The sequence below is a fragment of the Rhizobium sp. P1_B8 genome (genome assembly GCF_056406515.1).
This window is the reverse complement of record NZ_JBFTZZ010000002.1, coordinates 203,505-224,297: the sequence shown is the minus strand read 5'-3', so window position 1 is coordinate 224,297 and position 20,793 is coordinate 203,505. Positions and strand designations below refer to the sequence as shown.

Sequence of the window (20,793 nt, the reverse complement as noted above, 5' to 3'; positions counted from 1 at the left end):
GGCATGTTTTTTGTACCATTCCGGGACAAAAAACGCCCGATTTTCGGGCTTAACGCTATCTACATGCAAGCAATTGCTAGCCTTATTTATCTCGGCTAAAAGTTGTTGACACGGATATGGCGAATGACCCCTGTCCGCTGCCTTCAGAAGGGAAAATGAAATGAAAGAAGAACCGCATTCCGTCGATGTTCACGTCGGAAAGACGATCCGTATCCAGCGTCTGTTGAGGAAAGTTTCTCAGACGGAACTGGGCGATCGTGTTGGCGTAACGTTCCAGCAGATCCAGAAGTACGAAAAGGGTTCCAACCGCGTTTCCGCCAGCATGCTGGTCGAAATCGCCGGTGCGCTGAAGGTCGATGTCAGGACGTTTTTTGACGACCTGTCGACCCCTGACACGGCCAACGACAATACCGCTCCGAGCGAAGAATTCGTTATTTCGCGCGAAGGTGTGCTTCTCAATGCGGCGTTCTTTTCGATCAAGAACGAAGCGCTTCGCAAGAAGATCCTGAAGCTCGTCCAGGCGATTGCCAAAACCGGGGAGTTGGACACCGAAGCGGCCGAATAGACCGGTTGCCTTCACGCGCTCCGAACGGACCGCATGAGGATCAATCGCGATCGATCGGGATCAATAGCAATCGATCGGGCTCAATGGCGATCGATCAGGATTAGATTCTCGCTGGCATCCTTCATTGCGATCTTGGCTTTGCTGCCGAGCAGCTTCTCGAGATTGACGTCAAGCTCCCTGTCGGGATCTATGCCGTCCCAATCGATGACGACCTGCAGCAGCGCCATGTTCGTCAGGTGCGTCAGATTGCGCAGCTGGAGCTTTTCAGCCTCATCCTTGGCTGCCGACAGCAGCCGGAAGATCCTTGCGTATTCGCTGCCGGTACCCTCTTTGTATTGATCAAGCATCGTTCCCGCCTCTTGGTCGTGGAACCCTACGATTCCATCAGTGCTGCATCATCTCGCCGCGACCGTTATTCAAGCGTTACAGGAACCGCATTGCGCGTGACTTCGGCGTGCAAGAGCTCCCAATGTGAGGTCGCGGCAAAGCGCCAGTCACGGTTGACGGGAAGGAATTTATCCCGGCTCAGCCATTCCAGCACCAGTCGCGCGTCGTCGCGCTTGCGCTCGACGCGGCTGCCGCGGACGGCGGCGAGGATATGGTCGCGGCGCGGCTTGCGGAAATGGCACTCGTCGGCCACCTTCGCATAGGTGCGCTCGGAGAAATGCAGAAACCGGCCGGCCAGCAATAGCTTCTTGCGCTCGCCGGGCGAAATCTCGCCTTTTGCGTGAAGCGCGTCGATCGTCGGCTCGAAATCGACCCAGGGTACGGAAAGCGGCAGCCAGCCGAACTCGGTTGGCGCATGCACCAGCGCGACGGCCTCATCGTCGAGCAGCCGTCCGGACTCATAATCTTCGAAGATCGAGCCGAGCCCAACCATGCCGAAGGGGGCACATTCGGCTGCCCGCAACGCCCCCATGCTGGCGCCGCCGGCAACGGCGACATCATGTTCGAGTGCGTAGAGTATTTCCTTGTGCCAGACCGAAGGCAGATCGCCGAAATAGCCGTCGACAAGGCCGATCGCAGTGGCGCCGTCCCGAACCGCCTTCAAGATATCGCCGGCGGCGGCAGGTGGCCGGAAGTCGATGCAAGGAGATATGGCTCTTGCCGCGGCAAGATCACTGCCAAGGCTCGGGCCGACAAACAGCACCTTCATGATTCGGCTCCTCTTATCGTGTTGACCGCGCGCATGCCGAGCTGAATGTATTGGCCCGAAATATCGACCTCCAGTCCCGGCACGATCACTCTGACGACCGAGATCGGCAGGGATCGATGCGGAAAGGGCACGACGATGATCTGCTCGATGCCGGTCGCCGCCAGTCGCTCGGCAATATGGGCGATGGTTTCCTGGATCGTCGCCGGGCGGCGATGGCGGTCGTGGAACGCGCGCATCCGACCGTCGCCCTCGCAAAGTTCGACCACCTGCTGCATCGCCGCGCTCCGGTCGAGCCGCTGATAGATGCGCGGCGAGAAATCGTCGCGGCTGCCGGCGATCGCGGTCAGCCGGCTCTGCGCCGCTTCCGTGATGGCGCGCAGCGCGGCGCGCACGGGATCGGGGTGGCATCCGCAGCCACCGCAGACATGCGACCAGCGCGCGTCGACACGGTCGGAAAGATTGCCCGGCATGATGACTGCCAGAAAAGCGGGAACGCCGATATCCGTCGTCATGTCGAGCAGCAGCAGTTTCATGCCGGCGCGTGTGATCCGGTCGGTCATGACGTCGATAACCGCATCGCCGAAGGAGGCAGGGTCGACGCGGCTCTCCTTCAGGCGCTCCGGCGATTTCAGCTGGGTCAAGGCCCAGGCGTCGCGCTCCACCAGCTCGCAAAGCCCATGCAGGACAGCTTCGGAGGGCGTGTTGCCGGAGGCAAGCCCGTCGCTCGACTGCTCGAAGCCCGGCGGCCTCTCGCCGCGATGATCGAGACCGACGAGCCACCAGGGCACGAAGACGCTGCTGCCGGAAAGGATGTCGAGCCCCGTGCACCAGGGAATAGGCTTGCTGGCGATCTCGTCGGGCGCGCAGCGTGCGACATTGTCGAGATCGATCATCGTGGCCCGCTCCGCCCGCATGCTCTCGACCGTCGCCTGCGTCAGATCGGCGGGGGCAAGTTCGGCGATCCGCGTCTCGACTGCTTCCATCGCCGCCGAGGTCATGGCGGCATCATTGTCGATACCCTTGCCCTGAAAGACCGAAAGCGTATGGCTGTTCGGCCTCGTTGCGAAAGCGACGGGGATGTTCAAGACATCGAGTGCCGTCAAGAGACCGACGCGCGTGATGCCGAATTCGCGCAAATGCGGCCTGATGGCTGCGAGGGTCTGAGCCGGCGTGACCGCGCGGTCATGATAATCGCTGACACCGGCCGATGATCGTTTAAGGTCACCGGCTAGTGTTTCAAGGTCGGTGAAAGCGGACATACCGATCTGTTCCTTAGCGGAACCTCAGCGCATGCGTCAGGCTCTCAAGCGCATTTGCGGAAACGTTGAGTTCGTCCTGCTTCAGGGCTGCCCTGGCGGCGGCAGAAAAGCGCAGAGACTGTGTCTGAGCTGCAGTGGTTTCAGCATTCGTCTTCATGTTCCATCTCCGATTGGTGGGGCAGCGCCTTGCTGCCGTTAGCCATCGGAGGGAAACATTGCCTGCGTCATTTAAGCGTTACAGGCTTCGTTAAAAGGCGATGCAATCAGGGAAGACCGGCAAGATGCAGGCCCTTTATCAACGGTTCCGTATAGGCGGGATCGCGATCGGGGACGAAATGACGGATGTCCTCGCTGCGGAAATCCGGGAAGTTTTCCAACACCACCCTGGCGTAATTCCTGGCCTTGCTCGTATCGCCGGCCATGGCATGCGAGGCGGCGAGCAGACGGGCCGTTGCCTGCTTCGCCTTCACGGGTTCCAGCGCCTCGATCGCCATTTCATATTCTTCGCGCATGAAGTGGATGCCGCCGAGGTTCCAGTAATAATAGTCCGGCGGCAGCGGATTGAGTTTGAAGGCCGCGCGGCTGAGCTCCAGCGCTCGATCGAAATCGCCATCATGAGAAAGCGCATCGGCGAAATCGGCGAGGATGTCGGCGTCGTTGGGATTGAGATCCTGGGCCTGCTGGAAATATTCCAGGCTTTCGTCAAAGCGGCGGCGATAAAGCGCCACGAAGCCGAGCTCGCGGTAGGCCCGGCCGCTGTTCGGGTCGGACTGCTGCGCCTGCCGGGCAGCACCGTTCGCCTCGTCGAGCAGTTCCTTGTCGCGCATGCCGCGGATCAGCCATTCCATGCCGAGCGCGCGCGACATGCCGGCATGGGCGGCAGAGAAATGTTCATAACGATTGAGCGAGGATTTGAACCATTTGCGCGCCTGGCGCAGATGCTGCAGATCGGTCTGGGCGATCAGCCGCTTGCCTTCCAGGTAGAGACGGTAGGCGGACGGCGGCGCCTCGCCGATCGGTATCGCCAGTTCGTGGCGCTCGACCGTGTCGGCGAGCGAGGAGACGATCCGCCGCGTCAGATGCGCGAAGGATTCGCTGATCTTCTGCATGACCAGCGGCAGTTCGATGGCCCAAATCACTTCCGAGGTCGTCGTCCGCGTCAGGCGGCAGGTCGCAAAGACATCCTCGTCGCGGCCCTGGATGGTGACGTAGACCGCATAGTCGAAGCTGAGGTCGAGCGGACCGGGCACTGCACGCGACGGATCGATCGAACGGCTGAGGATCTCCAGGCTCGTATGCGCCGCGATCACCTTGAAGCCGCGCTGCTGGCTGAGACCGATGGTGACGTCTTCGAGAAGGGCCCTGCCGACGCGCTCCATCAGCGGATCGGTGAAGATACTTTCCGGCGGCAGAATGATGATGCGCGGCTGGCCGACCGGATTGGCGGAAAGGTTATGCGTCGACTGAGGATGTCCCGACGTCGCCTGTGCTGCCGGCACCAGGTTGAGTTCGCGGGCAAGCGCGGTGGTGCTTTCTTCCGGCTCGGTGTCGAAATCGTCCTTCAACTGGCTCTTGCACTTCAGATAGGCCTGACGCGCCGCTGCCGGATCGTTCATCCTGACATAGGTGCGCATCAAGGCGCGATAGGCCGTCTCGCTGGCAGGGTCGAGTTCCAGCAGGCGCCTGGCGAGCGTGACCTGCTCTTCATCAGATCTGTCTTCTGATGTCTCGACCAGCCGGGTGAGATGGGCGGAGCGCAGTTCGTCGACGCGCTGGCGCTCAAAGGTCAGCCAGTCCTCGGCGCCCTGCGTCGGCGATTTGACGCCTTCGAGCAATTCGCCGTTCAGCAGGCCGCTGTCTTCGGGTGCGAGTGGCCCTTTCTGTTTCAGGATATGAACATCGACCTCCCAGCCATCGGCAAGACCGATATGGGTTCGGGTCGCGGCAAGCAACTGTGGAAGGCCGGCGGGAACGCTCTGCTCGATGCGCGCCAGGAGCTGGCGCAGGCTGCCGGCCCGTTTTTCCGGCAGTTCCGATTGCCAGAGCTGTCGCCTGACGGTTTCGCGGTCGAGTTCGAAATTGGGTTCGGCGGAGAGCATGGCGAGGAGAAAATAAGACTTCTCCGGCAAGGGGAGTTCCGTCCCCGCCGCCAGCAATCGCGGTCTTCCGAGCAGGCATAGCCTGTTCGTCAGCATCTGCCGGATGTCCATCGCATCTCGGTTCTCACCCCTGAAAGCCAAGGCGCACAAACGCACCGGCCAATCCAAAGCATGTTAGAGCCATAAGAGGCCGACGCATAGCGGTTTTGCTTTAAAAAGAAGAATTTTCATCGAATATTTGCATATTCTCGCGCCACACGGGGAGGAGATGCTTGCCAACACTGTCGTGAGGATGCCGTTTGCGTGTCGTGGCGGCAGGTTATTTCCACTGCCGATGGTCCTTATCACCCGCTATTCCCAACTCGCGGCCGCGTTAAAGGCTGAGCGCCTTGATATGCTCGATCGCACGCCGGGCGAAGCGGCGCCAGTCGGCCGGATTGTCATGCTCGGTGACGATATGCTCAGCCTTTGTCTCGCGGAAGAGTGGTACGAATTTTTCCCAGTCGATGATGCCGTCGCCGGTCACAGCCCAATCGTCTTCCGTCGTGGTGCCCTTCGGGCGAATTCGACGGTGGCCACGGGCGCTATGCCTATTGCGACACGGTGCCCGATCTCGGCGTCATGATCGAACTGCTGGAATTCGACAGCGACAAAGAAGTCCAGCCGAAGCAGGCCTGAGGGGTCACAGCACCTGTGCAATCCGTTTCGGGCTAACCTCCGTCGCGGCCGCGGCTTCGACGAAATCGAGCCCGATATCCAGCACCGGGGCGCTGTGTGTCAGCCAGCCGACCGAAATGAGGTCGACACCGGAAGCAGCGATTGCGGCGGCCGTTGTCGGCGTGACCCGGCCGGATGCTTCGGTGATGGCTCGGCCGGCGACGATGGCGACGGCTTCGCGCAGCTGATCGGGCGTCATGTTGTCGAGCAGAACGGCGTCGACGCCGATGTCCATCGCTTCTTGCAGCTGATCGAGGGTGTCCACTTCGACCTCGATCTTCACCATATGGCCGACGCCTGCCCGCGCCCGGCGGATCGCTTCAGCGACCCCACCGGCGATGGCGACGTGATTGTCCTTGATCAGCACTGCGTCATAAAGCGCGAAACGGTGATTCATGCCGCCACCGGCTCGCACCGCATATTTCTCCAGCGCCCTGAGGCCCGGCGTCGTCTTGCGCGTGCAGGCGACGGAAGCCTTGGTGCCCATGATGGCGGCGGCGATCCCTGCCGTCACTGTGGCGATGCCAGAGAGGTGACCGAGGAAATTCAGCGCGGTGCGCTCGGCGCTCAGCAGGCCACGCGAGGGGCCTTCGATGGTGGCGATCACGTCGCCGGGTTTTACCGCGTCGCCATCCTGGAGATGGCGGCGCATGACGATCTCGGGATCGACGAGGGCGAAGGCGAGGTCGGCCGCCTCGAGACCGGCGATCACGCCCGGCTGGCGGGCCGCCATCACCACCGTCGAGCGATGATCGCGAGGGATAACCGAGGCCGAGGTGATGTCACCGGCAAGACCCAGATCTTCGAGAAGGGCGGCCCGCACCAAGGGTTCGACGATCAGGCGCGGAAGGGGAACGAGGCTCATCTCAGGCACTCCTTGCAAGGGCATAGGGCGGCGTCGCGCGGGCGATCTCCAGCGCTTGGGAAAGGTGCATCTGGCGCCGGTTGGCATTGGCGAGCTTCAGCGGAAAATCGGTGCGGGCATGGGCGCCGCGCGATTCCATCCGCAGGCTGGCAAAGACGGCGATCAGCAGCGCGACGATGGCCGGATCGGCCGCAGCGCCGTTCCCTTCGGCAAGCGGCAGCAGGGAGGCGATCGCGCCGTGAATGGCGCCGGCATTGCGCAGCACGCCGAGATGGCGCGAGACGATCGGCCGCACGAATGACGCATCGGTCGGCGCCGGGAGACTCCCAGCGGAGATAGTGCCGGTATCACTTGCCGGCATGCCTGAAATGTCGCGTGCCGCCCGCATGCCCATGACAGCTGCCTCCAGCAGCGAATTGCTGGCAAGCCGGTTTGCGCCGTGCAGGCCGGTCGAGGCCGCCTCTCCGGCGACCCAGAGACCGGGAACCGAACTGCGGCCATTTGCATCCGTGGCCACGCCGCCCATGTGATAGTGAACGGCCGGGCGCACAGGAATGAGGTCTCTCGCCGGATCGATGCCGGCCTCGCCGCAAAGGCTCGAGATGACAGGAAAGCGAGCGGCAAAGCGGCTGCCGAGAGCATCGCGGGCATCGAGAAAGACTCGTCCGCCGCGGGCGATTTCGGCGCTGATCGCCCGCGCCACCACGTCACGCGGTGCAAGCTCGGCCCCTGGAATGCGGGCCATGAACCGTTCGCCGCGTTCGTTGACGAGCAAAGCCCCCTCCCCGCGCACTGCCTCGCTGATGAGCGCCAGCGGCCTGCGGCGTGAATCGAGTGCGGTTGGATGGAACTGAACGAATTCCATATCGGCGAGCGCGGCACCGGCCCTTGCTGCGAGCGCGATCCCCTGGCCAAAATTGCCCATCGGATTGGTGGTCGCGTCGTAAAGCCCGCCGATGCCGCCGGTCGCGAGCACCACCCGTGAAGTCGGCAGAATGGCGGCGCCATTCGCGGTCGCGCAGAGCAGGCCGGCGACCTGCTCGCCGTCCATCAGAATCCGCCGCGCCTCGAAACCTTCGAGGACAGTGATGGCAGGCGTTGTCATCACCGCCTTGATCAGCGCGGCGATGATCGCCGCACCCGAGCCATCGCCTTCGGCATGGACAATACGGCGGCGATTGTGCGCAGCCTCCAGCCCGAGCGAGAGGTCTCCTGCGGCATTCCGGTCGAACCGCACGCCAGCTTGCTGCAGCGCGGCGATCGCTGCCGGTGCCTCGGCGATGATGTCGGCGGCAATGGCCGGATCGCAGAGCCCGTCGCCGGCGGCAAGCGTATCGGCAAGATGCAGCGCCGCACTGTCGTCGGCGCCGACGCTGGCGGCGATGCCGCCCTGCGCCCAGGCGCTCGATGTTTCCGCGCCAAGGGCCGCGCGGGTGACGATCACGGAAGGTTCGGGCGCCAGCGTCAGCGCGGTCATCAACCCCGCAAGCCCGCTGCCGACGATTACCGTGCGTCCAGCAAGATGCTCGAGAATCTCGGTCATATCGCCAGCATCCTTTCGACGGCGCGGCGCGCGGCGACAGCAATTGCCGGATCGACCGTCACCTCGTGGCGGTTTTCCTCGAGTGCCGTCCGGATATTGGCAAGGGTGATGCGCTTCATATGCGGGCAGAGATTGCAGGGGCGAATAAATTCGACATCGGGATGGTGCACGGCGACATTGTCGCTCATCGAGCATTCGGTGAGCAGCACGACGCGCGCCGGTTTCTGCCTGCCGACATAATCCGACATGACAGCGGTGGAGCCAGCGAAATCAGCTTCGGCCACCACATCGGGCGGGCATTCGGGATGGGCGAGCACGGTTACGCCGGGATGGTTTTCGCGCAGCTGGCGCACGTCCTCGGCGGTGAAGAGTTCATGCACTTCGCAATGGCCGTGCCAGGCGATGATCTCGACATCAGTCTCGCGGGCGACGTTGCGCGCCAGATATTCGTCCGGGATCATCAGCACCTTCGGCACACCGAGCGATTCCACCACCTGTTTGGCATTGCCCGAGGTGCAGCAGATATCGGAGGCAGCCTTCACTGCGGCCGAGGTATTGACATAGGTGACGATGGGCACGCCCGGATGGGCCTGGCGCAGCAGGGCGATATCCTCGGGCGTGATCGAATCCGCCAGCGAACAGCCGGCGGCGAGATCCGGAATCAGTACGGTTTTCTCGGGGTTCAGCAGCTTGGCGGTCTCGGCCATGAAATGCACGCCGGCAAGCACGATAACATCGGCATCGACCTCGATTGCCTTGCGGGCGAGCGCCAGGCTGTCGCCGACGATATCGGCCACGCCGTGGAAGATCTCCGGTGTCTGATAGTTATGCGCGAGAATGACGGCGTTGCGGCGGCGCTTGAGCTCGAGGATCGCGTCGACGTCATTTTCGAACGTCATCCATTCGGCTTTGGGAATGACGCGGCTGACGCGCTCGTAGAGCGAGGATGCGGAAACAGGATAATTCATGACCGGCTCCTAATTATGCTCCAAGTGAGCATATCATAGGCACAGAGATATTCTCACGGTGAGCATATGTCAATTGCGGGAGAGCGGTAATTTCGTTCCTGCCAGCGCCCGTTCTTCGAGCACGGTGTGGCGAAAGCGGAAAAGCTTGGCCGGCCGGCCGCCGGTTTCGCTTTCCGTGCCGCCGGTTTCCTCGACCAGTTCCTGCTGTTCGATGAGGCGGCGGAAGTTCTGCTTGTGCAGCGTCAGCCCCGCCAACGCCTCGATGGTGCGCTGAAGCCTCAGCAGCGTGAAGCTCTCCGGCATCAGCTCGAAGACGACGGGGCGGTATTTGATCTTGGCGCGCAGTCGGGCGATTCCGGTTGCGAGAATACGGCGGTGATCGGCAAACATTGCCAGGCCGAGATTGGCCTCCGCGCCGCATCCGGCTTCCGAGACGAGCCCCGCCTCGTAAAGCAGTTCATAGCGCTGCAGGGCCAAATCCTCGTTCCAGCCGCCGCCATCGAGGCCGAAGGTGAAATCCGCGCGGCGATGGCGATGGTCGCGCCTTGCCAGATCGGCATCGGCCCAGCTCCTCAGGCGCGCCATGATCTCGTCAAGCACGGCTGGCCGGCCTTGCCGGTGGTCTTCCCAGGGGAAATATTCGTACCAGCCGTGCCATCCCGGCCGGCCGGCGCCCGACTGCTCGTTGACGAGGCCGAGATAGCTGATCGAGATCGTCCGCCCGCCTGGGATGTCGTTGTTCCGGTCGCGGTCGGCGAAGGTATAGAGCTGTTCGAGATAGCCGACGGGGTGTTCCGTCTGCTCCTGCACCCATTCGCGCAGGCCCGATTGCAGGGTGCGATGACCCATTTCGAAAGGCCCCGACGGCAGCGCATTGCCGGAATGGATGGTCAATACGCGCGGCTCGTCCCCCGTCACCGCGACGAGCACCGCAATCAATTCCGCATGCGCAAAGCCGATCGTCACAGGGGACTGAATACTCCGTTCCGAATGAATCGAACGGATAATTCCTGACACAGGCCGGGACGGAAGCCAATGGAGCGGAAGCGCCTTTGCGGCGCTTCCCACATCATCGACGCAATAGAGCGCGTTTGCCCTCAGCTATTGCCCGTCTCGCTTTTCAGCCGCTGCAGGAAGATTTCCAGTTCCGCGTTGTCGATACCGACGAGATGGCGCTTTTCCGGATAGGCGCCGGTCCTGACATCCTCGGCAAATTCGGTGAAGGCGGCGATGCGCTCGCGCTGCAGCCGGTCGTGCTCGGCGGTAAAGTCGCGATAGATCTTGGCGTGGCGCGGATAGTGGTCGCGATTGGCGCCGAGCACGTCGTCGGCGAAGAGATATTGGGCGTCGCAGCCGCTGCCTGCGCCCATGGAGATCATCAGCATCGAGGTGTTCCTGCTGATGGCGGCGGCGACATCCCCTGGCACGACTTCGATTTCGGCGGCGAAGGCGCCGGCCTCTTCCAGCGCCTTGGTCTGCCGCCAGATCTCGGCGGCACTCGCCGCCGTCTTGCCGACGGCGCGGAAGCCGCCTGTCCAGGTCGCCTTCGAAGGGATCAGTCCGAGATGACCGCAGACTGGGATACCCTCGTCCCGCATGCGCCGGATCGTCTGCAGGCTTGCGGCGCAATAGACCGCGTCGCCGCCTGCCTTCAGCGCCGCAAAGGCCGCACGCAGATAGTCCTCGGCCGAGACATGGTCGCCATATTCGAGCCCCGGAATGGCAAAGGGAGTGGGGGCGATCTCGCGAAAGACCGGGCCGAGCAGCGAGGGCGGTACGGAGACGATGTCGATCCCGGCCTTTTCGGCGGCTTCCGCCTCCTCCAGCGAGGTGACGCGCAGCATGGTGAGCTGGCGCTTGCCTTTTTGCGAAAGCAGATCGGCGACGGTTGCGCGTCTATGTTTTTTCATCATCAATTCCTTTGAAAAAATCGGGTGAAAATATCGGGCAGCTCAGGCGGCCAGCAGGGATTTCAGCTTGATGTCGCTGGCTGCAAGTGCTGCCGGGTTCGGATGGGCGCGCGCTGCGATCAGCATTTCGGCGAGCCTGATATCGCGTGCCACCGCATTGCCCGGCCCGATGCCGCTTGCAGCGATCAATCGTCCGCCGGCGTCGAGATGGAAGAGAATGAAGGCGCCTGCGCCGAGCTCGCGGCGCTGATGCGTGGCGGCCCCTTCGGCAAGACCTGATATCTGCAGCGTCATGTCGTATTGATCCGACCAGAACCACGGCACCGCCGATACGGCCTCGTTAAGGCCGAGCATGTTGGCCGCGGCCAATGTGCCCTGCTCCTGGGCATTGCGCCAGGATTCGAGCCGTACCCGCCGGTCGCCATAGATCGACAGCGGAAAGGAGCAGCAGTCACCGGCTGCGAAGACATCAGGAGCAGAGGTCTGGAGATAGGTGTCGACCGCAATGCCGTTGTCGATTGCCAGCCCGGCCCTTTCGGCGATCTCGACATTCGGGCGTGCACCGATGCCGACGAGGACGAGATCGGCTTCGATCACCTCGCCGGTCGACAATCGGATCAGGGCTTTTCCTGTTTCCTCAGTCAGCGCTCCGATGGAGACGCCGCAGCGGATATCGACGCCTTCAGCGCGATGGCGCTCAGTGAGCAGATGAGCGATCTCCTCCGGCACGCCACGCTTCAGCACGCGTTCCAGCCCCTCGATGACGGTGACCTCGGCGCCAAGCAGCCGCGCCGTGGCCGCAAGTTCCAGTCCGATGAAGCCGCCACCGATGATGGCGATATGCCGTCCCGGCTTCATCGCATCGCGCAGTGCCGCCGCATCGTGATGCGTCCGCAGCGAACGAATATGTCGGCTGCCTTCCTGTGCGCCGGGGAATGACCGCGCGGCGGCACCCGTCGCAAGCAGAAGCTTGTCGTAGGAAAGCACGCTACCGTCCGAAAGCGTGACGGTCCTGGATGCGGGATCGAAATCCCTTGCCTCCACGCCGGTCAGCAGCCGAATGCCGTTTTCGACATATTTTTCCGCCGCGGCGATGAATTTTGGATCGCTTGCATCGGTGGAGCCGGCCTTCGAAAGCGGCGGCCGTTCATAGGGCGGAAGCGGCTCGGCGCCGACTAGCGTTATCTCGCCGGCAAAGCCCTTTTCCCGCAAGGCGAAGGCGGCGCGTGCACCGCATTCGCCCGCGCCCAGGATGACGTAATGAGCCATGCCGGCCTCCCTCAGAGCGAGATGAAGACGGCGCCGTCTTCGATCTTGACAGGATAGGTCTTGAGATTGACGCAGACCGGCGCACCCTTGGCTTCGCCCGTCTTGTAGTTGAAGCGGCCATTATGTTTCGGACATTCGATGATCTCATCCATGACAAGCCCGTCGGCGAGGTGGATATGTTCATGCGTGCAGAGCCCGTCGGTCGCGAAGAATTCGTCGTCCGGGCTGCGATAGACCGCGAAGGTGCGCCCACCGTGATCGAAGCGGATGACATCCTCCTCGTCGATCTCGTCCTTGTCGCAGACCTGGATCCAATTTCCGCTCATCTTGTCCTCCCTTGATTGTCGTTATTGCGCGGCCGGGGCCAGCTCGTTGTGAAATTCCTCGCGATAGGGCCGCGCGGTGGCCGGCAGTTCGCGCTTCAGGAAATAATCCTCGTTGCGCAGCTGGCGCAGGAAGGCAGGGATCATCTCGCGATAGCCGGACAAGATCGACGGGTTCGGTGCCGGCAGGTCGTGCTTGATCATCGCGTGCAGCTGGGGCAGCGCATGGTAGGGCACCATCGGAAACATGTGATGTTCGACGTGGTAGTTCATGTTCCAGTAAATGAAGCGGCTGATGGGGTTCATATAGACCGTGCGGCTGTTCAGCCGATGGTCGGTCACATTGTCGGCAAGGCCGCCATGCTGCAGCAGTCCGGTCAGCACGTGGTGCCAGGCGCCATAGAGGCGCGGCAGGCCGATCAGCATCAGCGGCAGGATCGAACCCATGGCGATCGCGGCCGCGATCGTCGCGATATAGATCGCCAGCCAGATGCGGGCGATGCGGATGGCCTTTGGCTGCTCCATCTCGGGAATGAAGGTCTTTTCCGCCGCGCTGACGCCGCCGAAGGCATTGCGCAGCATGTCGACGATCGCATGCCAGGCGTCGAGGATGCCGAAGAAATTAAGCACCAGCCGGAAAAGATCGGGCGGCCGCATGACGGCGATCTCGGGATCGCGGCCGACGATCACTGTGTCGGTGTGATGGCGCGCATGGCTCCAGCGCCAGGTCACCGGATTGCGCATGATCATGAAGCAGGCAATCTGGTAGACGACATCGTTCATCCAGCGCGTCTTGAAGGCGGTGCCATGGCCGCATTCGTGCCAGCGGCTGTCGGAGGCCGAGCCGTAGAGCACGCCATAGGCGAGGAAGAAGGGCAGCGCGACCCACGAGCCCCAGAAATAAATGCCGAGCCCGGCAAGCACGACCATGCTGCCGAGCCAGAGAGCCGTGTCGCGGATCGCCGGCGCATCGGAGCGCTGCATCAGCGCCTTCATCTCCTTGCGGGGAATGTCGGTGTGATACCATTCGGCTGCCGCCAGCCCCGTCTCGACGGCGGTGCGGCCGCTTTCGCCGAGAAGGTCGTAGTCGCGCTTCTTTGTCTGGGTCGCCATTATCCGCCTCCCGTTGCCCTTGCCTGGGAGAATAGGTTGACTTTGGAAAGCGCTCAATGCAGGCTTGATATAATCTATCAAAAACAATCACGAATGACTTGCATTCATGATCGAATCCATCAGGAACGCCGATGCGCCGTCCCACCATATCCGATCTCGCTCGCGCCTCCGGCGTTAGCGTCGCCACCGTCGACCGTGTTCTCAACGCCCGCCATAGGGTGCGTGAGGAAACGGCGCGACGGGTCTATGATGCGGCGCAGTCGATCGGCTATCACGCCGTCGGCCTGATCAAGCAGCGAGTCTTCGAGGATCTGCCGCAATACAGGCTGGCCTTCCTGCTGCAGAAGCCGATGCAGCCCTTCTATCAGAGCTTCGTGCGTGAGATCGAAGCCGCAGCGCGCGCGGTCACGAACGCGCGCATCCAGACGCAGATCGACTTTCCGTCAGCCGCGACACCGGCTGCGATCGTCGAAAAGATCAAGACGCTTGGCGCTCGCAACCAGGCCGTTGCTCTCGTTGGCCCGGATTATCCGGCGGTGACAACGGCGGTCGAAGAGCTGAAAGAGCGCGGTATTCCGGTGTTTTCGCTGCTTTCCGACCTCGCCACGGGTGTGCGCGACGCCTATGTCGGCGTCAACAATCGCAAGGTCGGCCGCACTGCCGCCTGGACGATTGCGCGCACGGCACACAAGCCCGGCAAGGTCGCCTGTTTCGTCGGCAGCCACCGCTTTCATGGCCATGAGCTCAGAGAAATCGGCTTTCGCTCCTATTTTCGCGAGAATGCGCCTGAGTTCGATGTCGTCGACACGCTGATCAATCTCGAGACTGCCGAGATCACTCATGAGGCGACGTTGACGCTGCTGCAGAAACATCCCGATCTCGTTGGCCTCTATGTCTGCGGCGGCGGCATGGAGGGGGCAATTTCGGCATTCCGCGAAGAAGGCGTCGGCGGCAAGATCGTCCTCGTGGTCAACGAGCTGACGCCCGACAGCAAAGCCGGCCTTGCCGACGATATCGTCGCCATGGCGATCGGCACCCCCCTGCCCGCACTCTGTAAGGAGTTGATGGTCCTGATGACCGGCGCCATCGAAAACGGCGAAACGGCTGTTCCCGGACAGCTCTTCCTGCCTTTCGATATTCATATTTCCGAGAACATCTGAGGCGTGATGGAATTCCATCATTCCGTTCGAAATTCTCTCAGCAATGAAAGCCGGGCACCGGCGATGACGGATGGATTGCGACGCGAATTCCGATAGAGATTCGCTGACCCATTCACGAGGACCGCTCCGCCCTGACGCGGAGATCAGGAGGAAATACCTATCATGACTTCGATCCGTTTTGCGCTCAACCATATGGCCGCGCCGTTGCTTGCCATCGACGATTTTTTTGCTCTGGCCCGATCGCTCGGCATCGATGCCGTCGAGATCCGCAACGACCTTTCCGGCAATGCCATCCTCGACGGCACCAAAGCTGAAACGATAAAGGAGGCTGCTGCCCGCCATGGCGTGACGATCATCTCGATCAACGCCCTGCAGCGCTTCAACGAGTGGAATGCGACCCGGGCCGCCGAAGCGCAGGAACTGATCGATTATGCCGGCGCGTCGGGCGCCAAGGCGCTCGTCCTCGTTCCGAAGAACGACGGCACCGGCTGCGCCGATGGCGAACGGCAGGCCAATCTGCGCCAGTCTCTGGTTGCGCTGAAGCCGATGCTGGAGGAAGCCGGCATTATCGGTCTCGTCGAGCCGCTCGGTTTCGAGATCTGCTCGCTGCGCTCGAAGACCGAGGCGGCCGAGGCCATCAAGGAACTTGGCGCGGAATCGACCTTCAGGCTTGTCCACGACACCTTCCACCATCACCTTGCCGGCGAAGCGGCGACCTTCCCTGAGCTGGCCGGCCTCGTTCACATTTCCGGGGTCAGCAATCCCTCCGTATCCGTTGCCGATATGCGCGATTCCCATCGCGTGCTCGTGGACGGCGACGACCGGCTCGACAATGCCGGACAGGTCAGGGCGCTGCTGCAGGCCGGCTATAAGGGGCCGTACTCCTTTGAACCCTTTGCCGCGGAAGTTCATGCGCTAAAAGACCCGGTCGGCGCGCTGCGCGCCAGCATGGAGTATCTCAGCGCGCGGGTCTAAAAGCCGCGCGGTCGCTTGACGCTACTCTCTACCTCTGAACCGGCGCTGATAGGCCGGATCGTAGAGCGAGCTTTCGCGGAAATCTTCCGCCGCCAACGAGGGGCCGACGAAGATGATCGCCGTGCGTTCGATCGGTTCGGCCCCAACCTTTGCCTCGATATCGGCGAGCGTGCCGCGCAGGATACGCTCGTCCGGCCAGGAGGCCTTGACGACGATCGCGACCGGGCAGTCGACGCCGTAAAGCGGCGTCAACTCTTCGACCACTTGCTTCAGCGCATGGATTGCCAGATGGATTGCCAGCGTGGCACCCGTCGCGCCGAATTTCGCCAGTGTCTCGTCGTTCGGCATTGGTGACGCGCGGCCGGAAACGCGGGTCAGCACCAGGCTTTGCGCCACGGCCGGGATCGTCAGCTCTCGGCCGAGGGCTGAGGCTGCGGCGGCAAAGGCCGGAACGCCTGGCGTCATCGTATAGTCGATGCCGTGTTTTTGAAGCCGGCGCACCTGTTCGGCGACCGCACTCCAGACCGAGAGATCGCCGGAATGCAGCCGGGCGACATCCTGGCCCGCCGCGGCAGCGCGAAGATATTCTGCCTCGATCTCGTCGAGCGACATCGGCGCCGTATCGACGATGCGCGCGCCCGCCGGACAATATTGCAGCAGTTCGGCCGAGACGATCGAGCCGGCATAAAGGCAGACCGGGCACCGGGCGATGAGATCGCGGCCACGCACCGTGATCAGATCCGCAGCACCTGGTCCCGCGCCGATGAAATGCACCGTCATCTCGTCATCCTTTCGTCCAGCGCCACTGCGTTACCGGCATGGACGGCCGCCAGCCGGTCATGCCGCCGACGGGCTGAGCGCGCGATATTTCGATCCGCGTGAGGAAGCCGCCGCGTTTGGCATGTTCACTGAGCAGCACCGCTTCCATCTCCAGCGTCACGGCATTGGCAACAAGCCGCCCTCCCCGCTTCAGCGCGGCAATTGCAGTATCGACAACACCCGGCTCGCTGCCGCCGCCGCCGAGGAAGATCACATCCGGTTCCGGCAGGCCCTTCAGCGCGTCGGGCGCCGTACCTTCAATGACGGCGAGATGCGATACGCCGAAGGCGGCTGCATTGCGGGCGACCCGTGCGGCCCGTTCCGGCGATTGTTCGACGGCGATTGCCTTCAGGCTGGGATCGGCCAGCATCCATTCGATGCCGATCGAGCCCGAGCCTGCGCCGATATCCCAGAGCAGTTCGCCGTGACGCGGCGCGAGTGCGGAAAGCGTCATCGCCCGGATTTCACGCTTGGTGATCTGTCCGTCATGCTCGAACTGCTCGTCTTCGAGCCCGGCGGCAAAAGGCAGGATGCGAGCCCCCTCCCCTGCCGCAACATCGACGGCGCAGACATTCAGGGGATCGATGTCCAGGAGATCGAAATCCGCAGCCACCGAACTTCTCTGGCGTTCCCGAGCGCCGCCAAGCGCCTCGAGCACCGTAAGTCGCGACTGACCGAAGCCAGCGGCAGTCATGAGGGCAGCCAGTTCGCCGGGCCCATTCTCGTCTGAGGTCAGCGCGATGATGCGCCGCCCGGGGTGCAGATGCGGCCGGATCAGGTCGATCGGCCGTCCATGCAGCGAGATCGTCGCGACGTCCTGCAGTGGCCAGCCAAGGCGGGAGGCAGCAAGGCTGAAGGCCGAGGGTCCGGGAATGGCGCGCATCTCGTCTGCGGCCACGTAGCGGGAGAGCGTTGCGCCGACGCCATAGAGAAAGGGATCGCCAGAGGCGAGCACGACAACAGGCGTGCCGCGCCTTTCAAGGATGGCCTCGACCGAGCGCTCGAACGGGCTCTGCCAGGAAAGCCTTTCGCCTGTGATCAGCGAGGCAGCGAGTGCGTGGTGTCGCGCACCGCCGAAGACGGCGGGTGCGGTCGCGATCAGCCTCTTCGCCGCCTCGCCCAACCCTTCTGGACCATCTTCGCCGATGCCGATAATAGTCAGCCAGCGCTGGCCGGACGGAGGAGCGACATCAGACATGGGACGACCCCGCATCTTGATCCTCGGCGGCACCAGCGAGGCGCGGCTGCTGGCCGAGGCGCTCGCGGCGCGGGATGATTGCGATGTTTTGTTGTCGCTTGCCGGACGCACCGAAAAACCGGCCACGCAGCCTGTTCCGGTGCGCATCGGCGGTTTCGGCGGCGCTGCCGCACTTGCCGATTTCCTGAAGGCCGGCGGATATGACTTTTTGATCGACGCCACGCACCCTTTCGCCGAGCGCATTTCGGCCAATGCCGCTTTCGCAGCTGGGACCACCGGCATTGCTGCCATCGCTCTGCGCCGTCTCGAATGGCAACGCCGGCCGGGCGATCGCTGGCGGGACGTGCAGAGCATTCCGGCTGCCATCGAAGCGCTTGGCCCCTCCCCCCGCCATGTCTTCCTGGCGACGGGCCGGCAGGGTGCCCATCATGCGGAAGCCGCACCGCAACATCACTATCTCATTCGCAGCGTCGATCCCGTCGAACCGCCGCTTGCGCTTGCGAATGTCGACTACATCCTCGATCGGGGTCCGTTCACGCTGGAAGGCGAACGCGATCTTCTGAGACAGCACGATATCGACGTCATCGTCGCCAAGAACAGCGGCGGTGCGGCCACCTATGCGAAGATCGAGGCAGCCCGCCTGCTCGGTATCGAGGTGATGATGGTGGCGCGCGCTCCGGCCTCGATCGTCAAAGCGGTCGAAACTGTCGAGGCGGCGCTGGTGGCGATCGATCACCTGTTTCCTCCCGCCATGAAACGCGGCGTATAGACGAGGTCCAGTCTGCCTGGCCGCGTGACGATGCGTGTCTCGGCCGAGCCGATGATGATGCAGGTCGCCATATCCGCAATCGACGCATCCGCCTGCGACAGCGGCTGGACCGCGATGCTCTCGTCCGGCCGCCCGGCCGCGCGCCCGAAAATAACCGGCGTTGCTGCAGGCAGATGGTTGCGCAACAGCTTGAAGGCGTCGCCGAGCTGCCATGGCCGCGCTCGGCTGATCGGATTATAGAGCGCGATGACGAAACCCGCTTTTGCCGCCAGTTCAAGGCGGGTTTCTATTATATTCCAAGGCTTTAGATTGTCAGACAGCGAAATGGCGCAGAAATCGTGGCCAAGCGGGGCACCGGCTCTTGCCGCCACGGCCAGCATCGCGGTGATGCCGGGCAGAATGGTGAGATCGACCGAGCGCCAGGCGGCCGGCCCGTTCTCGATTGCCTCGCAGACCGCGGCAGCCATGGCGAAGACGCCGGGGTCGCCGCCGGAGACGACGCAGACTTTCGCGCCGTCAGCCGCCATGGCGAGGGCTGCCCCTGCCCTGTCGAGCTCCTCGCGATTGTCCGAGGCATGGCGCAACTGATCGTCGCGGAGCTGCAGCCTGTCGAGATAGGGTCCGTAGCCGAAGAAATCCGTTGCCTGGTCGATGACGGTCAAAGCCTCCGGCGTCATCTGCTCGGGATTGCCGGGACCGGTGCCGATCACGAAAAGCCTGCCGCTCATCGGTTGCCCTCCCAGCCCGGGACCAGCACCAGCGAAAAATACGGCGCGTCGCCATCGGTCCTGTCGGCGAGCTTTTCCATCGCCGCATTCGCCATGGTGCCGCGCTCGACATAGACGGCTTCAGCAAGCCGGCCGGCCGCTGCCAGCGCCCGGCGGATCTTCGGCAGATTACGGCCGACCTTCATGATGACGGCGGCTTGCGTATCGGCGAGGCGGCGCGTCAGCTCGGTCTCAGCCATCGTACCGGGCAGTACGGTAAGCACGTCGTCGCCCTGGACGATCGGCATGCCGGCAAGCGACCAGCAGCCTGACATGGCGCTGATGCCGGGGATCACTTCCGTCGGGTAGCGCTGGGAAAGCCTGACATGCAGGTGCATATAGGAGCCGTAGAAGAGCGGATCGCCTTCACTGAGAACGGCGACGGTCAGCCCGGCATCGAGATGCCCGGCGACCGCTTTGGCAGACAGATCGTAGAATTGGGTGATCAGGCTCTGGTAGCGTTCGTCGTTCTTGTCGATCTCGGTCGTCACAGGATAATAGAGCGGCAGCAGCGTCACCGTGGATTTCAGCAGCGGCTCGACGATCGCCTTGCCGTTGCCGCCCCTGCCCTGCTTGGCGAAATAGGCAATCACATCAGCACCTTCGATGGCGCGCACGGCTTTGAGGGTGAGGAGCTCCGGGTCGCCAGGACCCGTGCCAACGCCGATGAGACGGCCGCTTGTCGTCATAGGCCTGGCCTCGCCAATGCATTGATGGCGGCTGCCGTCATGGCGCTGCCGCCAAGCCGGCCGCGGACGATGGCAAAGGGTACGCCGTAGGAATTTTCCGCCAATGCATCCTTCGATTCCGCCGCGCCGACGAAGCCCACAGGCATGCCGAGGATCGCCGCGGGTTTTGGTGCGCCGTCGCGCAGGAGTTCAAGCAGATGGAAGAGGGCGGTCGGCGCATTGCCGATCGCGACAACGCTGCCGCCGAGCCGATCGAGCCAGAGATGCATGGCGGCGGCCGAACGGGTATTGCCGGTCTCGCGCGCAAGCTCCGGTGTCGCGGGATCGCGCAGCGTGCAGATCACCTCGTTCAGCGCCGGCAGCCGCGCCCGGGTGACGCCCTGGGACACCATTTCCGCGTCGCAGAAGATTGGCGCGCCACCCTTCAGCGCATCGCGCGCAGCGCTGACGAAATCGGCGGCAAACAGGAAATGTTCCGCTGCCTCGACCAGCCCGCAGGCATGGATCATGCGCACGGCGATTTCGGCTTGATCGTCGGTGAAGCGCGAAAGATCGGCCTCGGCACGGATAATGGCAAAGGAACGCTCGTAGATCGCATCGCCGCTGCGGATATAATCGTAGTCTGGCAT

23 protein-coding genes are annotated in these 20,793 nt (G+C 63.0%); 4 read left to right on the top strand and 19 right to left on the bottom strand.

Features of this window, described 5'->3' with window-relative positions; genetic code table 11:
* Positions 1–160 precede the first annotated feature (160 nt).
* A complete protein-coding gene (locus tag AC1D2N_RS04815; RefSeq protein WP_112908785.1) occupies positions 161–565 on the top strand; it encodes a helix-turn-helix domain-containing protein in 405 nt (134 codons plus the stop codon).
* An 80-nt stretch (positions 566–645) separates the two neighbouring features.
* On the opposite strand, the gene AC1D2N_RS04810 is transcribed toward AC1D2N_RS04815, so the two are convergent.
* The 14 genes from AC1D2N_RS04810 to AC1D2N_RS04745 form a co-directional block, all read right to left on the bottom strand.
* Positions 646–912: a hypothetical protein gene (locus tag AC1D2N_RS04810; protein WP_130653839.1), complete on the bottom strand. Its 267-nt coding sequence runs from the start codon at positions 910–912 to the stop codon at positions 646–648.
* Between the two features lie 65 nt (positions 913–977).
* On the bottom strand, positions 978–1,721 hold the full coding sequence (locus AC1D2N_RS04805) for a TfuA-like protein (RefSeq protein WP_130653838.1): 744 nt from the start codon (positions 1,719–1,721) through the stop codon (positions 978–980).
* A complete protein-coding gene (locus AC1D2N_RS04800; RefSeq protein WP_130653837.1) occupies positions 1,718–2,980 on the bottom strand; it encodes a YcaO-like family protein in 1,263 nt (420 codons plus the stop codon). The genes AC1D2N_RS04805 and AC1D2N_RS04800 overlap by 4 nt, the downstream gene beginning before the upstream one ends.
* A 13-nt stretch (positions 2,981–2,993) precedes the next feature.
* Positions 2,994–3,137 carry a hypothetical protein gene (locus AC1D2N_RS04795; protein WP_003553391.1) on the bottom strand — a complete coding sequence of 48 codons (144 nt, stop codon included), beginning with the start codon at positions 3,135–3,137 and terminating at the stop codon, positions 2,994–2,996.
* A 106-nt stretch (positions 3,138–3,243) separates the two neighbouring features.
* On the bottom strand, positions 3,244–5,190 hold the full coding sequence (locus tag AC1D2N_RS04790; RefSeq protein WP_130653836.1) for an AfsR/SARP family transcriptional regulator: 1,947 nt from the start codon (positions 5,188–5,190) through the stop codon (positions 3,244–3,246).
* A gap of 262 nt (positions 5,191–5,452) precedes the next feature.
* Positions 5,453–5,605, bottom strand: a complete 153-nt coding sequence (locus AC1D2N_RS04785; RefSeq protein WP_165403121.1) for a hypothetical protein — start codon at positions 5,603–5,605, stop codon at positions 5,453–5,455.
* Positions 5,606–5,761: 156 nt separating this feature from the next.
* Entirely contained in the window at positions 5,762–6,685 is a 924-nt protein-coding gene (gene nadC, locus AC1D2N_RS04780; protein WP_197728298.1) for a carboxylating nicotinate-nucleotide diphosphorylase, read from the bottom strand.
* Entirely contained in the window at positions 6,663–8,204 is a 1,542-nt protein-coding gene (locus AC1D2N_RS04775; RefSeq protein WP_130653834.1) for an L-aspartate oxidase, read from the bottom strand. The genes nadC and AC1D2N_RS04775 overlap by 23 nt, the downstream gene beginning before the upstream one ends.
* The gene (gene nadA, locus AC1D2N_RS04770) at positions 8,201–9,172 is read right to left on the bottom strand and encodes a quinolinate synthase NadA (protein ID WP_130653833.1); all 972 of its coding nucleotides are present in this window, start codon (positions 9,170–9,172) and stop codon (positions 8,201–8,203) included. Before nadA ends, AC1D2N_RS04775 begins: the two co-directional genes overlap by 4 nt.
* Positions 9,173–9,241: 69 nt before the next feature.
* Entirely contained in the window at positions 9,242–10,240 is a 999-nt protein-coding gene (locus AC1D2N_RS04765) for an NUDIX hydrolase (RefSeq protein ID WP_183619967.1), read from the bottom strand.
* Between the two features lie 29 nt (positions 10,241–10,269).
* Positions 10,270–11,085 (bottom strand): 3-methyl-2-oxobutanoate hydroxymethyltransferase, encoded by an 816-nt coding sequence (locus AC1D2N_RS04760; RefSeq protein WP_197728299.1) that lies wholly within the window; start codon positions 11,083–11,085, stop codon positions 10,270–10,272.
* A 39-nt stretch (positions 11,086–11,124) separates the two neighbouring features.
* On the bottom strand, positions 11,125–12,351 hold the full coding sequence (locus AC1D2N_RS04755) for an NAD(P)/FAD-dependent oxidoreductase (protein ID WP_130653830.1): 1,227 nt from the start codon (positions 12,349–12,351) through the stop codon (positions 11,125–11,127).
* Positions 12,352–12,362: 11 nt separating this feature from the next.
* On the bottom strand, positions 12,363–12,677 hold the full coding sequence (locus AC1D2N_RS04750; RefSeq protein ID WP_003553420.1) for a MocE family 2Fe-2S type ferredoxin: 315 nt from the start codon (positions 12,675–12,677) through the stop codon (positions 12,363–12,365).
* 21 nt (positions 12,678–12,698) lie between these two features.
* Entirely contained in the window at positions 12,699–13,787 is a 1,089-nt protein-coding gene (locus AC1D2N_RS04745; RefSeq protein ID WP_130653829.1) for a fatty acid desaturase family protein, read from the bottom strand.
* A 131-nt stretch (positions 13,788–13,918) separates the two neighbouring features.
* Between AC1D2N_RS04745 and AC1D2N_RS04740 the strand changes: the two genes are divergently transcribed.
* Together AC1D2N_RS04740 and AC1D2N_RS04735 are read left to right on the top strand one after the other, a co-directional pair.
* Positions 13,919–14,947 (top strand): LacI family DNA-binding transcriptional regulator, encoded by a 1,029-nt coding sequence (locus AC1D2N_RS04740; protein WP_113541888.1) that lies wholly within the window; start codon positions 13,919–13,921, stop codon positions 14,945–14,947.
* Positions 14,948–15,109: 162 nt separating this feature from the next.
* The gene (locus AC1D2N_RS04735; protein WP_130653828.1) at positions 15,110–15,922 is read left to right on the top strand and encodes a TIM barrel protein; all 813 of its coding nucleotides are present in this window, start codon (positions 15,110–15,112) and stop codon (positions 15,920–15,922) included.
* 21 nt (positions 15,923–15,943) lie between these two features.
* On the opposite strand, the gene cobM is transcribed toward AC1D2N_RS04735, so the two are convergent.
* Together cobM and cbiE are read right to left on the bottom strand one after the other, a co-directional pair.
* Complete coding sequence (cobM, locus tag AC1D2N_RS04730; RefSeq protein ID WP_130653827.1) at positions 15,944–16,702, bottom strand: precorrin-4 C(11)-methyltransferase; 759 nt, start codon at positions 16,700–16,702, stop codon at positions 15,944–15,946.
* 4 nt (positions 16,703–16,706) lie between these two features.
* Positions 16,707–17,939 carry a precorrin-6y C5,15-methyltransferase (decarboxylating) subunit CbiE gene (gene cbiE / locus AC1D2N_RS04725; RefSeq protein WP_130653826.1) on the bottom strand — a complete coding sequence of 411 codons (1,233 nt, stop codon included), beginning with the start codon at positions 17,937–17,939 and terminating at the stop codon, positions 16,707–16,709.
* Between cbiE and AC1D2N_RS04720 the strand changes: the two genes are divergently transcribed.
* Positions 17,938–18,708, top strand: a complete 771-nt coding sequence (locus AC1D2N_RS04720) for a cobalt-precorrin-6A reductase (RefSeq protein ID WP_130653825.1) — start codon at positions 17,938–17,940, stop codon at positions 18,706–18,708. The two genes, cbiE and AC1D2N_RS04720, sit on opposite strands and share 2 nt — an antisense overlap.
* Here AC1D2N_RS04720 and AC1D2N_RS04715 read toward each other — a convergent pair.
* From AC1D2N_RS04715 to AC1D2N_RS04705, 3 genes are read right to left on the bottom strand one after another with little or no spacing between them, the layout of a single operon-like run.
* Positions 18,672–19,436: a precorrin-3B C(17)-methyltransferase gene (locus AC1D2N_RS04715; protein ID WP_130653824.1), complete on the bottom strand. Its 765-nt coding sequence runs from the start codon at positions 19,434–19,436 to the stop codon at positions 18,672–18,674. The genes AC1D2N_RS04720 and AC1D2N_RS04715 overlap by 37 nt on opposite strands.
* Positions 19,433–20,164: a precorrin-2 C(20)-methyltransferase gene (locus tag AC1D2N_RS04710; protein WP_130653823.1), complete on the bottom strand. Its 732-nt coding sequence runs from the start codon at positions 20,162–20,164 to the stop codon at positions 19,433–19,435. The genes AC1D2N_RS04715 and AC1D2N_RS04710 overlap by 4 nt, the downstream gene beginning before the upstream one ends.
* Positions 20,161–20,793 (bottom strand): precorrin-8X methylmutase, encoded by a 633-nt coding sequence (locus AC1D2N_RS04705; protein WP_018517795.1) that lies wholly within the window; start codon positions 20,791–20,793, stop codon positions 20,161–20,163. The genes AC1D2N_RS04710 and AC1D2N_RS04705 overlap by 4 nt, the downstream gene beginning before the upstream one ends.